The organism is Holdemanella porci, from assembly GCF_019052655.1.
In the GTDB taxonomy this organism is placed as follows: Bacteria; Bacillota_I; Bacilli_A; order Erysipelotrichales; family Erysipelotrichaceae; genus Holdemanella; species Holdemanella hominis.
This window is the reverse complement of the sequence record NZ_JAHQVB010000016.1, coordinates 21,085-34,490: the sequence shown is the minus strand read 5'-3', so window position 1 is coordinate 34,490 and position 13,406 is coordinate 21,085. Positions and strand designations below refer to the sequence as shown.

The following is a 13,406-nucleotide window of genomic DNA, read 5'->3' as shown; positions in this document are numbered from 1 at the left end:
TGTTACGAGTATCTTGTACTTTATTGTCTCTAAAATAAAACAGTTGATAATCGGTGATTGATTATCAACTATAAGCACGAGTGCCTGTCGTACAGAAAAGCAGACATTTGCATGCCTGCTAATTTAACCCCTCAAATTGAAGCTTATAATATTTCGCATAAGTACCATTTAATTTCATCAATTCATCATGTGTTCCACGTTCATGCATACCTGTCGCATCAATTACGACAATCTCATCTGCATTACGAATCGTAGATAAACGATGGGCAATCGTAATACAAGTACGATTCTTGCTTAAATCTTCTAAACTTTTTTGAATGATTCTCTCACTCTCATTATCCAAGGCACTCGTAGCCTCATCTAAAATCAAGATTTTAGGATTTTTTAAGAATACACGTGCAATCGAGATACGTTGTTTTTGTCCACCAGATAAACGCGTTCCTCTTTCCCCACAGAACGTATTATATCCTTCTGGTAAAGACATAATAAAATCATGGATATTCGCCTTTTTAGCCGCTTCCACAATATCCTTATGACTTGCGTCAGGTCTTCCATAAGCAATGTTTTGTTCAATTGTTCCGGTAAACAAATATACATCTTGTTGTACTAAACCAATGTTTGAACGAAGAGATTTTAAAGTTACATCTTTAATATTTTGACCATCAATACGAATAGATCCATTTGTGACATCATAAAAGCGAGACAATAACGAACAAAGTGTAGTCTTACCAGAACCACTTGGTCCCACTAAAGCAATCTTTTCACCGGCCTTGATATGTAAATTTACATCATCAATAACCTTTTCATTCTCAGTATATTGGAAAGACACATGATCAAAATCAATATTTCCAGAAACATTTTCTAAATCCTTGGCATTTTTAGAATCTTGAATTTCAGGAACTTCATTCATAACCTCTTCAAAACGTCTAAATCCAGAGAATCCTTTTTGGAACATCTCCGTAAATTCAACCAACACTTCAATTGGAGAAACAAATACATTGATATATAAGGCAAACGTAGCTAACACAATTGGGTTTAAATCGCCATTAGCGATAAACAGCCCACCAAATATAATGATTGTGACATATAAAAGTCCTTGGAAGAAATTATTTCCACCTTGAAAAGTACCCATAACACGATAATTGTCTTTTTTAGATTCCAAGAATTCCATGTTTGAATGATTGAATTTATCAATTTCAATATCTTCATTCGCAAAAGACTGTACAACACGAATACCACCCAAAGAATCTTGAAGACTTGCATTCACACTACCAATCTTCTTTCTGTTTTCCATAAAGGTTCTTCGCATCTTTTTATTTTGAGAATAACTAAACACCATCATCACAACAGTCACAGCCAAAAGAATCAATGCCAATGGCCAATAAATCGTAGCCAAAATAATGAAAGATCCGACAATTTTGAATAATGAAATAAATAGGTTTTCAGGACCATGATGTGCAAACTCACAAATATCAAATAAGTCTGAAACAACACGAGACATCATAACCCCTGTATTGTGTTTATCATAATAGGAGAAAGATAAACGTTGATATTGATTGAATAAGTCTTGACGCATATCACTTTCCATGTTGGCTCCCATCACATGGCCTTGACAACTCACGTAATAACGACATAATGCACGTATCACATACATAACGAGTAAACCTATTCCTAATACGATAATTCCTTTTAAAATTTCATTGGATGAGTTCAAAAAGAATTGTCCTGTACAATAGCTTAGAATCAAAGGAAAAGATAGATCAACAATACACATGATAAGTGCACAAAACAGATCCATAAAGAAAATCCCTTTATATGGTTTATAATATTGTAAAAATCGTTTAAATGTACTCATATACACCCTCCTGATTTCTGTATTATACACAAAATTTATTGAATTTTCCAAAGTAATGCTAAAATAAAACAAGAATGGATTATGATTAAAATTTTATTTTTTGATATTGATGGTACACTTTTAGAACTTGGCAAGAAGGAAATGCACCAAGAACTAGTTGATGCATTAAACTTAGTTAAGTAAAAAGACATCAAAATCATTTTAGCGACGGGAAGGCCACCTTTTGTCGTTCCTAAATTTCAAGGCATCGAATTTGATGGAGTACTTTCTTTTAATATCTCCTATTGTTTCACCAAAAATGAATTGATTTACAAGAATCCCATAGATAAGAAAGATATTGAAACATTCGTCGAAAACGCAAAAAGACTAAATAAAGCAGTTGCTCTAGCTGGAATCAATAAGATGGGATGTAATTTTGATGATGAAATCTTAGAAGAATATTTCATGATTGCCAACCAACATGTTCATGTACTTGATGAATTTAATAATTTTATGGAAGAAGAAATTTATCAAATGATGGTTGCCACTACAGAAGATCAAGATGAGTTGATTCTAGAAAACACAACTACATTAAAAGTGGCTCGCTGGTGGAATAGAGCTTGTGATATCATTCCTTGTAATGGTGGAAAAGATATAGGTATTCAAAAAATATTGGATTACTTCAATTTCAACAAAGAGGAAGCCACGGCCTTTGGCGATGGAGGAAACGATATTTCGATGTTGAAATATGTTGGTACCGGTGTTGCGATGGGTAATGCCAAAGACAATGTAAAAGCTATAGCTGACTACATTACAGATTCTGTACAAGAAGATGGAATAGTCAGTGCACTAAAACATTTTGAAATTATATAGAAAAAGACAGCAGTTTTCTTGCTGTCTTTTTACGTATGTTCTATTCTTTTTCTTTTTTGCTCTCTTCAATCACTCTTGAAGCATAAGGTTCTGGCACTGGATCATATCGGTCCATTTCCATTGTATAAGTACCTAAACCAGTTGTCATACTTCTTAATTCAACACAATATCTAGACATATTTGCCATTGGAACTTGTGCATCAATTTCTTGATCTGAATCCACTGGAGTCATACCCATAATTGAACCTCTACGTTTATTCATATCACCAATTACAGCTCCTGTAAATTCATCTGGAACACGAATCTTAACATTCATGATTGGTTCTAATAAGATTGGACGAACTTTAGTCATCGCGTCTTTATAAGCTAAATGAGAAGCCATTTTAAATGCCATTTCACTTGAGTCAACATCATGATATTTACCATCTAATAATGTTGTCTTCACATTGACCATCTTATATCCTGCTAAAGGACCTTTTTGGCAGCATTCACGAAGTCCAGTTTCTACGGCCGGGAAATATTGTTTCGGAACAGCTCCACCAAATACTTTTTCTGCAAATACCATTTCTTCTTCATCTGGATTTGGACTAAATTCTACAAATACATGTCCAAATTGTCCATGTCCACCAGATTGTTTTTTATGACGACCTTCACCAACAGCTGTCTTTGTGATTGTTTCACGATATGTGATTTTTGGATCACTTAAAACAACTTCAGCTTTAAATTTAGAATTTAATTTATTTACAATGACATCTAAGTGTTGATCACCCACACCATAAATCACTGTTTCTTTTGTTTCTGGATTGTTTACAACTTTAAATGTTGGATCTTCTTCCTGTAAACGAGCAAGTCCATTTGATAAACGATCCTCGTCATTTTTAGTCTTAGGCACAACAGCTTGTCCATACATCGGTGTATCGAATGTGATTGGATCTGCCATCAACAATTTGCCTTTATCACACAATGTATCGTTTGTTCTAGTATTTTGTAGTTTTACTAAAGCACCAATATCTCCAGTAAACAATTTACCAGCTGCTGTCTGGTGTTTACCTTTAACGATATAGATTTGACTGATTTTTTCAGGTTTACCATTATTGGCATTCACAACTGTACTATCAGCTGCAAGTACACCACTCAATACTTTTACATAACTGATTCTTCCAACAAATGGGTCCATAATCGTTTTAAATACTTGTGCTGTTAAAACTTCTGTTTCACTTGTCAACAATTCAACTTTAACACCATTTGGAGTTGTAGCTGTGTACATACCTCTTTCTGAGTATGTTGGGAAATAATCAACGATTAAATCCATCAAACGTTGGATACCAATTGAATTGACTGCACTACCAGAATATACTGGACAAATTTCTCCATTACGTACACCAATACGCACACCACGTTTTAATTCTGCATCACTAAATTCTTCACCAGAGAAGAATTTTTCCATTAATTCATCATCGCCCATCGCAACCGCTTCGGCAATCTGATCTTTATAAAGAGCCACTTCTTCTTGCATAGATTCAGGCACTGGGCATGCTTTATCAGCTAATTCCGGACTATAATACCAGGCTTTATTTTTAATGATATTTACAGATCCGACGATTTTTCCATCTTCAACGATAGGAACCTCAAATGGAATAACACTCTTACCAAATTCTTCACGCAATGCTTGATAACTTGCATCAAAACTTGTGTGTTCTTCATCTAACTTATTGATAAAAAAAATTGTAGGCTTCTTTTCAGCTATAGCTTGTTTATAAGCCAATTTAGTTCCTGATTGTAAAGGATCTTTGGCATTAACTACGATTAAACTTGAATCACCTACCGCAAAACCACCTTGTTTTTCACCAACAAAGTCTAAATAGCCTGGTGTGTCAATGAAATTAATTTTACTATCTTCCCATTCAATTGGAACAATTGTTGTATAAACAGATAGTCCACGACGAATTTCTTCAACATCGAAATCGATCATTGAACTTCCTTCTGTTGTTTTACCAAAACGATCTGTTGCCTTTGTATAATATAACATAGCTTCTAGAACACTTGTTTTTCCAGCTCCACTATGTCCGATTACGCTTACGTTACGTACTTCAAAACTCTGATAATCTCTCATACGCTTACCCTCATCTTAAGATTGGCTCTAATTGAGCTCTACAATGTTCACGAACATAATCTAATGCAACATTACCTTGTTTATCTGTCATATCTTTATCAGCGCCATATGCCAATAATTTTTCCACTAAACTTGGATATCCTCCATAAGCTGCACGCATCAATGCAGTTACACCATTATTATCAAATAAGTTTACATCTGCGTTTCTTTCAAGCAATAAGTGAATTGTGTCACGCTTAAACGCAATACAAGCTTCCATTAAAGCACTACGACCTACCTCATCTTGATCATTGATTTTTGCCCCAGCATCTAATAATACTTCAACACAACGATCTTGTCCTAATAAGCAAGCACGCATTAAAGCTGTACGTCCTCTGTCATCTTTGGCATTGACATCTGCACCTGCATCAATCAAAGCCTTTAAGATTGTTTTATTACCTTTTTTTGCAGCTGTCATTAAAGCTGTTTTCCCTTTATTATCTGAAATATTCACATCAGCCCCATTATCAAGTAAAACCTGCACAACATCTTTACGGTCACGCTTACTTGCACGCATCAATGCAGTACGGCCATCACCATTCTGGTAGTTTACGTCCGCTCCTGCTTTGATTTGAGAACAAACCATTGGGAAATCTCCATTCGCACATGCATCCCAAAATACCTTATTAAAATTCTGATCCATTTCAATCATCCTCCTCATCATTATTGCTCTTGAAATCACAGAAAAACTGGAATGATAGTTCACCCCAGTTTACATATGTACAAAGAAAAGATTGAAATTTTTATTTACTTTTACGCCTTGAACTTGATTCATCTCAATCACTCCTTTGTTTAACTGATTCCATTCTAACAAAGAAAATATTTAGTGCAAATCAAGTACCAACTTGGACAGAAAACCTACCAATTATGCCTTTTCACAAAATAATTCAATAGATTCATGAAGCGGACCTTCAATAAAAGCCACTCGAATTGGAGAAACTGGATTTGTTTTCATATCTACATTTTTAGGCTCCACACTCACTCTATAGCCAGCATTACGAACTTTTTCAACAAGTTCATCCACATGATCTGTCGCAAACGCAAAATCACGAATACATCCTTCCCCAACTGACTTTGTGCCATCCAAAAATATTTCAATACAACTATTAAAACAATTTAAATGAATGCCTGTATCCCACTTTCTCAATACGGGAAGTTCTAATAATTCATGATAGAAACAAATCATTTCATCATATTGTTCTTGGGTCTCACATTTAAATGCAACATGGTGAATTCCCTTAATCATGATTTCTTCTTTCTAACAAACTAAATGTCACTTGTCCTTTTTCTCTTTGGACATCCGTACAAACAACACGTACACGCATTCCCATTTGGAACACTTTACCATGCGTCTGTCCCTTTAAAGTCATTGTATCCTCATCATAATCGTAGAAGTCATTTGATAAAGTATGAACTGGAACAAGTCCTTCCACTGTATTATCCATTTCCACAAAGAAACCAAAACTCATCACACCAACAATTGTTCCTTCAAAAACTTGACCAATTCTTTTCTCCATGAACTGCGCCTTCTTATAGTCATTCACCATTCTTTCCATCATAATCGCATCTCTTTCTTTTTCAGAAATATGGAAAGCCTGTTTTTCGATTTTCTTTTCATCATTTGATGGTGTACGCTTTTGTTCATTAAAACAATATGCATGCAGCATACGGTGTACAACTAAGTCTGAATAACGACGAATTGGACTTGTAAAATGACAATACTCTTCAAGTGCCAAACCAAAATGTCCTAAACAATGCGCATCATAACGCGCCTTTTGCATAGAACGCAAAGCTACCATAGACAAGACTTCATATGAATTTTCATCTTGAATCGATTCTAAGAATTTTTGGATTTGGCTAGCATTTACTTCATCTGGATAGAAATCAAATGGAATACGTAAAGAATTCGCAACGGTACAGATTGTCGCCACTTTTTTAGGATCTGGATTTTCATGCACACGATACATGCTTGGAATTTTATTCACATGCATATGGTGAGCCACACAAACATTGGCTAAGATCATACATTCTTCAATCATTTGTTCGGCAAAACCGCGCTCTAAAACTGTTACATCTACAGGATAACCATTTTTATCCATAATGATCTTTGCTTCTTTGGTATTAAAATCAATACATCCACGATTGTGTGACTGTTTCTTTAATAATTTAGCTAAAGATTCTAGAGTAAACAATAAATCTTTAACTTCTGAATACTCTTCCAGTATAGTTTCATCTGCAGCTAAACATGCGTTTACCTTTTTATATGTGCAGCGCTTATCGGAATGAATCACACTCGGGAAGACATTATATGTTAATAGATTTCCCCTCTCATCCACTTGCATAGCACAAGTAATCGTTAAACGGTCTACATTTGGATTTAATGAACAAATACCGTTACTCAAATCAAATGGAAGCATAGGCACAACTCGATCACAAACATATATAGAGTTTCCTCGTAAATAGGCTTCTTGATCAAGGGCACTATTTTCTTTTACATAATGTGAAACATCGGCAATATGTACATACAATAAATATCCCTTTTCATTTTTCACAATCGATATCGCATCATCAAAATCCTTGGCGTCATCCCCATCAATTGTGACAGTTAATAGATTTCTTAAATCTTTACGATTTTCAAGTTCATCCTTTTGTACTTTTGCCGGGGTTCTTTTACACTCCTTTACAATTTTCCCATTAAATACCTGACGAACTTGGTTGCTCGTAAGCATAGCACTAATATCTACGCCTGCATCGTCTGGATGTCCTAAGACTTGGATGATCCTTACTTCTAGAGGATCTGCATACTTCACAATTTGGCATACAACTTTTGTACGTTTTTTAAAACTAAATTCTTTTTCATTGACTACACGAATTGAACAGTGTAAATCTAAATCGCTATAGAAGAATGTTTTCTTCTTTTTAAGAATCATAACTCCTGTAATATTTGTCAATCCATGATTAAACACTTTGATTAAAGACGGTTCTGGCTTTAAGCGCACTAAAACTTCATCTTTATCAAAGATCTTCATCTTTTTATTTTTCGGAACATACACCTTATTATTTTCATTAAATACAGCAATTTCATATCTGGAAATATCTTTTGCACTTCCAGCCATAAAATGTATATCATCAATCAAATATAGGCTTGTATGATCGTTATAAATCAATTTTTCATCTTCTAATTCATTTAAAGACTTCACCATTTCTGTAAATTCTTTACTTGATTTAGGTCTTACTATTTTTTCTAAATCGCGTATTTTACATTCTTTTTTTTCTTCTAGATATTGAATGATCTTTTCTTTCATTTTTTCCTCCTTTAAAACAGAAAAAAGACCTTAACGGTCTTTTAATTACACAATCTGCAATGCGATTACAATCGCAAAGAACAAAATTCCACAAAACAAAGTTAAACGAGAGATAACTTTTTCAGGACCTCTTTCTTTTTGTACCGCAAACAAGTTCAAATCTCCACTTCCTGTAAAGGCAGCAGACAACCCGTCTGATTTACCACTTTGTAATAATGTCAATATAATAATAACACCAGATAATGTCATTAAAACCACATTTAATATATCTTTCATTTTTTCATCACACCTTCTACGATATTTCGATTATACCAATAATTCAATAAAAATACTAGTCAAAATTATAGCCTACTAAATCCATCAACGTATTCACTACATGAGTTGGATAAATTTTTAGTCGTTCAATATCTTCCTTGTTGTGAACCCCCGTCTGTACAAGCACCGTTTCAATATTTTGTTCATACCCAAGTTTAATATCCGTTTCTAGATTATCACCAATTAATACAATTTCATCTTCTTTTAAGCCAAAATATTCTAAACACAAATCAAGAATCGCTCGATTTGGCTTACCAATACGAGGGGATTTTTGATTAGCTGCATATTCAAACATATCTACGACACTGCCATTACCAACTTCAAATCCACCTGGTTTTGCTAAAATACGATCATTATTTGTCCCAATAATTTTGGCTCCATTTAAAATCAAAGATAGAGCTTTTGAGTAAGATGCATATGTGGCATCTTTATCCAATCCTATAAAGACAAAATCTGGATTTTCATCATCAATAATAAAACCTTCTTGATTCAATGCATCTTTCATGCCTTGTTTTCCAATGTAATAAGCTTTATTCCCTTCATAATGTTTCTTAACATATTGGCTAGCTGCCATGGCACTATTATAAAACATCTCTGGCTTAATATTTGTATATCCCATCTCTTCCATATGCTTTACATTTTCTTGTGGGGTACGCATCGAATTGTTTGTCAAAAAAATAAATGGAATGTCCTTTTGGATACAATAATCTAAAAATTGATGAGCACTCTCAATAATCTGCGTCCCACGATACATTGTGCCATCTAAGTCAAATACTAAAGTTTTCATAATTCACCTAAAAAAAGAAAGTCTTAGTCGACTTTCTTTAAATCCATATATGGAATTTCTGTTGGTGTTTCACGACCAAATAAGATTAATAGAACTGTAGCTTCTTTCTTTTCTTCGTCCATAGCTTCAATAACACCTTCGGAGTTTTTGAAAGCTCCATTTGTGATTTCTACACGGTCTCCCACTTCAAAATCAACTTGAACATTTACATCCTGACGTCCTAGACGACGTAATACAGCATCAACTTCTTCTTGAGCTACTGGGAATGGTTTAGCACCCTTTCCGCTTGATCCAATAAATCCAGTTACACCTGGTGTATTACGTACAACATACCAAGCTTCATCTGTCATGATCATTTGCACTAATAAATAACCAGAGAATAGATTGTGTGTTTTTTCTACTGGTTTACCATTTTTATATTCAATTTCTTTTTCTTCAGCAACAACGATCTGGAACAAAGAATCTTCAAGACCCATAGTTTTTACACGACGTTCCAAGTTTTCTTTTACACGATTTTCTTGACCTGCATATGTATTTACTACATACCATTCTTTTTTTAACTCTGACATATTTTCCTCCCTATGCGCCAACGATCACTTTCACAAGACCGCTTGATAAAACCTCACAAACAAAGAAATACAAACCAAATAATACTGTAAATACGATTACCAAACCACTTGATGACATTAATTCTTTAAATGTTGGCCATTTAACAGTTTTTAATTCTTTGAACACTTTTGATGGTGAATATGTTCTTTCTTTTTTTTCTTTACTCATATGGATTCCTCACTTTGTTTCCTTATGCAAAGTATGCTTGCCACACTTTGGACAATACTTTTTAATTTCAAGACGTTGCGTGTTGGTCTTCTTATTCTTTGGGGTCGTATAATTTCTTGATAAACACTCTGTACACGTCAAAACAACTTTATCTGCCAATTCCTTCACGCTCCTTAACTCAATAAATGTACCATTTTATCCAGTCAACTGTCAATTGTCGTATACCACTTTTTTACCTTTTCAAACATAAAACTTACCTTTGAAGCACTTAAGCCAAGTTCTTCCGCTATATTTTTTAAAGTATAGCCCTCCATTCGATAGTCAATGATCTGTACATAATCTTTACCAAAAACACGGTTTATACGATTTTTTGTATATTCCCACATGAGTTTATCTAAAACAACATCATGAACTTCTAATGAATCGAACATGTTCACATCACCATAGTATAGTTTTGTATCCTCACGAATTCTTTGGTCTAAACTAATACAGGTTTGATTTGAGTAACACTGCTTTCTTATGCTATGACGCAAAATATCATAGGCCTTATTTTTAGTGCAACGCCTATAAAATCCTGAAAACGAAAGTGCACGATCCATTCGATATTCAAATATACAATGATACAACAATAAATCGGCATGACGATAGAATTCTTCTTTTTCGCAAAGAATTGTGTTTGCCTTTCGTACAAAGACATCCGCCCATATGTCCGTCACCATAGGTCTATAGTATTGAATCAAATTTTTCATTTCTGTAAAATCATTCATTTGAACCATGTATATACATTCATATATATTCATCTTTATCACCTAAATCCATTATAACGAGGCAATGTGAAAAAGACATTAAAAAAGCCGATTTTATAAAAAATCGACTTATTTGATTGGATTTCTTTGGTTGTATACCTCATACATCAAGACAGCTGCTGCAACACTCGCATTTAATGAAGTGATACTTCCGACCATTGGTAGATACACCATATAGTCACATTGTTTCTTTACAAGATTTGAAATACCCTGACCCTCAGATCCTATAACTAATACAGTTGGTGAATCATACATACCTTCACGATATTCTCTTGCATCCTTCATATCTGTACCAACAACCCAATATCCTTCTTGTTTCAAGTTTCTTAATGTCTGCGATAAATTCGTCACAATCGAAACAGGTACAGTATAAGCAGCTCCTGTACTTGCCTTAACAACCGTTGGAGTTAATCCACAACTATTGTGTTTCGTCAAGATGACACCATCAACACCCGTACAATCACAAGTTCTTAAAATAGCACCTACATTATGTGGATCTTGAACACCGTCCAAAGCCACTAATAAGCCAGGCTTTTTAGCTCGTCTAACTAATTCTTCAATACTATATGTTTCAATTTCACTTACTTTTACCGCAACTCCATTATGATGTGTTGAATTCGCAATTTTATCTAATTTTGCACGATTACAATATTCTACCTTTAAATTTGATTTTTGAATCGATTTTAAAAGCTTTGCGTCTTTCAATCCCTGAAGTACATATACTTTTTCGATTGAATCCGGATCATTTTGAAGTGTAGAATACACATTTTTTCCATATACGATCATAGACTGTCCCCTATATCAATTATTCTATCTAGACAAACCTTAAGTCTATCCTGATGTCCATATAAATATAAATATCCCAACATAGATTCTAATGCGGTTGCTTCTAAGTATGTTTTGTGTGTCGCATTTTTAGCCTTTGAATGAATCGTCGCATTTCTTCCACGTGCAAGAATCGTTTTCTCATCCTCAGTAAAGAAATCTTCATCCATCATTGTATTCAACATAACAGATTGCCCTTTAGCACTACAAATTACAGCGTTTTTCTTCTGAAGAACATGGGCCTTGCGATACCCTAAACTTAGAAGGTGTTCGCGCACAGCCAAAGACATAACGGCATCACCAATCCATGCTAGACTTGTCGCATTTTCCGTTACAATTTCCATTACAGAATCCCTTTTTCAATCAATGCAGCACGAAGTGTATCCGCTGTTTCAAAATCTTTTTCTTTAACTGCACTTCTCCAGTTTTGATACATTTCTTTATCTTCATCACTCATTGTAATCTTATCAAATTCAATACCTAAAATATAAAGCATCTTTTCTAATGTATGTACTAAAACAGCTAAATTTTCAACATCGATTTCTCTTTGACGAACCACCTGATTGATTTTTTTAACGACTTCATAAACAACACTGATCGCATTAGGTGTATTTAAATCATCATTTAATGCATCAATAAATGAAGTATACGTTTCATCAAATGCAGTTGTTTCTTTAGCATTTGATAAAGCAAGTTTTACACAAGCCTGTTTATAAGCAGCTGCAATCTTATCTAATTCTTTCTTTGAAGTTGAAAATGCTTCTTCATTTAAGTTTAGTGGAGCGCGATAATGTGTAGAAATCATCAACCAACGAGTTAAGTTTCCTCCATGGTTTGCGATCAAGTCTTTAGCCCACCATACATTACCTAATGATTTTGACATCTTGATACCATTGATATTGATCATACCATTGTGTACCCAGATATTTGCCAAGTGTGTATCGTTGCATACTTCACATTGGGCAATCTCATTTTCGTGGTGAGGAAATTTTAAATCTAAACCACCACCATGGATATCAATCAATGTTTTCTTAAATACATCCTGTATCATAACCACACATTCTGTATGCCATCCTGGACGTCCTTTCGACCAAGGTGAATCCCATTTAATTCCTTCCGTTGTCTCTTTCCATAAAGTAAAATCTAATGGATTCTCCTTCTTTTCATTTTCATCAATACGAGCACCAACCATTAGATCATCAATACTTTGATGAGACAGTTCTCCATATTTTTTATCACTATTAACTCGGAAATAAACATCGCCTCCCACTTGATAAGCTGAACCATTTTTAACCATCTTATCAATAAATTCGATAATACGATCCATTGTTTCTGTAACGCGAGGTGCATAGGCTGGAAGATCTGCATGTAAACCTTTACGTACATCGTTATAGGCAACAATAAATTTGTCAGTGATTTCCTTTTCAGTAACATTTTGTTCAATAGCCGTTTTAATGATCTTATCGTCTACATCTGTATAGTTTGAAGCAAAAGTCACTTCATAACCTTGTGCAGACAATGCTTTTTTTAATGTATCAAATACAACGATAGGACGAGCATTTCCAATATGTGGATAGTTATAGACCGTTGGTCCACATACGTACATGGAAATCTTTCCTGGTTCGATTGGTTTTAATTCTTCAATGGTTTGAGAATAACTATTATATAATTTCATAATAAAATGTCCTCCAATTCATATTTTTTATTATACAATACAAAACATGAAAAAAAA

General features: G+C 34.2%; 15 protein-coding genes. 1 reads left to right on the top strand and 14 read right to left on the bottom strand.

Translation table 11 applies throughout. From position 1 onward, the window contains the following. Positions 1–118 precede the first annotated feature (118 nt). Positions 119–1,855, bottom strand: a complete 1,737-nt coding sequence (locus tag KTQ83_RS04710; protein WP_217256127.1) for an ABC transporter ATP-binding protein — start codon at positions 1,853–1,855, stop codon at positions 119–121. 189 nt (positions 1,856–2,044) lie between these two features. On the opposite strand from KTQ83_RS04710, the gene KTQ83_RS04705 reads away from it, so the two are divergent. Continuing rightward, positions 2,045–2,707 (top strand): HAD-IIB family hydrolase, encoded by a 663-nt coding sequence (locus tag KTQ83_RS04705; RefSeq protein WP_333791089.1) that lies wholly within the window; start codon positions 2,045–2,047, stop codon positions 2,705–2,707. Between the two features lie 40 nt (positions 2,708–2,747). On the opposite strand, the gene fusA is transcribed toward KTQ83_RS04705, so the two are convergent. The 13 genes from fusA to cysS all read right to left on the bottom strand — a co-directional run bounded on the left by fusA (position 2,748) and on the right by cysS (position 13,349). After that, positions 2,748–4,820: an elongation factor G gene (gene fusA, locus KTQ83_RS04700; protein WP_117925669.1), complete on the bottom strand. Its 2,073-nt coding sequence runs from the start codon at positions 4,818–4,820 to the stop codon at positions 2,748–2,750. A gap of 10 nt (positions 4,821–4,830) precedes the next feature. Further along, positions 4,831–5,502, bottom strand: coding sequence for an ankyrin repeat domain-containing protein (locus KTQ83_RS04695; protein ID WP_117925670.1), 672 nt, complete (start codon positions 5,500–5,502; stop codon positions 4,831–4,833). Between the two features lie 222 nt (positions 5,503–5,724). Next, positions 5,725–6,105: a VOC family protein gene (locus tag KTQ83_RS04690; RefSeq protein WP_217256126.1), complete on the bottom strand. Its 381-nt coding sequence runs from the start codon at positions 6,103–6,105 to the stop codon at positions 5,725–5,727. Next, positions 6,098–8,164: a ribonuclease R gene (rnr, locus tag KTQ83_RS04685; RefSeq protein WP_186998660.1), complete on the bottom strand. Its 2,067-nt coding sequence runs from the start codon at positions 8,162–8,164 to the stop codon at positions 6,098–6,100. The genes KTQ83_RS04690 and rnr overlap by 8 nt, the downstream gene beginning before the upstream one ends. Positions 8,165–8,209: 45 nt before the next feature. Beyond that, positions 8,210–8,440: a preprotein translocase subunit SecG gene (secG, locus tag KTQ83_RS04680; protein WP_003866033.1), complete on the bottom strand. Its 231-nt coding sequence runs from the start codon at positions 8,438–8,440 to the stop codon at positions 8,210–8,212. A 55-nt stretch (positions 8,441–8,495) separates the two neighbouring features. Beyond that, positions 8,496–9,266 carry an HAD-IIA family hydrolase gene (locus KTQ83_RS04675; protein ID WP_217256125.1) on the bottom strand — a complete coding sequence of 257 codons (771 nt, stop codon included), beginning with the start codon at positions 9,264–9,266 and terminating at the stop codon, positions 8,496–8,498. A 23-nt stretch (positions 9,267–9,289) separates the two neighbouring features. After that, positions 9,290–9,835, bottom strand: coding sequence for a transcription termination/antitermination protein NusG (gene nusG / locus KTQ83_RS04670; protein WP_117925674.1), 546 nt, complete (start codon positions 9,833–9,835; stop codon positions 9,290–9,292). Between the two features lie 10 nt (positions 9,836–9,845). Then, positions 9,846–10,043 carry a preprotein translocase subunit SecE gene (gene secE, locus KTQ83_RS04665; protein WP_117925675.1) on the bottom strand — a complete coding sequence of 66 codons (198 nt, stop codon included), beginning with the start codon at positions 10,041–10,043 and terminating at the stop codon, positions 9,846–9,848. 9 nt (positions 10,044–10,052) lie between these two features. Continuing rightward, on the bottom strand, positions 10,053–10,202 hold the full coding sequence (gene rpmG / locus KTQ83_RS04660; RefSeq protein WP_117571901.1) for a 50S ribosomal protein L33: 150 nt from the start codon (positions 10,200–10,202) through the stop codon (positions 10,053–10,055). Positions 10,203–10,246: 44 nt separating this feature from the next. Further along, positions 10,247–10,843, bottom strand: coding sequence for a hypothetical protein (locus KTQ83_RS04655; RefSeq protein ID WP_117925676.1), 597 nt, complete (start codon positions 10,841–10,843; stop codon positions 10,247–10,249). A gap of 75 nt (positions 10,844–10,918) precedes the next feature. Then, the gene (gene rlmB, locus KTQ83_RS04650) at positions 10,919–11,635 is read right to left on the bottom strand and encodes a 23S rRNA (guanosine(2251)-2'-O)-methyltransferase RlmB (protein ID WP_117925677.1); all 717 of its coding nucleotides are present in this window, start codon (positions 11,633–11,635) and stop codon (positions 10,919–10,921) included. Next, positions 11,632–12,018: a Mini-ribonuclease 3 gene (locus KTQ83_RS04645; protein WP_217256124.1), complete on the bottom strand. Its 387-nt coding sequence runs from the start codon at positions 12,016–12,018 to the stop codon at positions 11,632–11,634. The genes rlmB and KTQ83_RS04645 overlap by 4 nt, the downstream gene beginning before the upstream one ends. After that, positions 12,018–13,349, bottom strand: a complete 1,332-nt coding sequence (gene cysS / locus KTQ83_RS04640) for a cysteine--tRNA ligase (protein WP_217256123.1) — start codon at positions 13,347–13,349, stop codon at positions 12,018–12,020. Before cysS ends, KTQ83_RS04645 begins: the two co-directional genes overlap by 1 nt. Between the last annotated feature and the right edge of the window lie 57 nt (positions 13,350–13,406).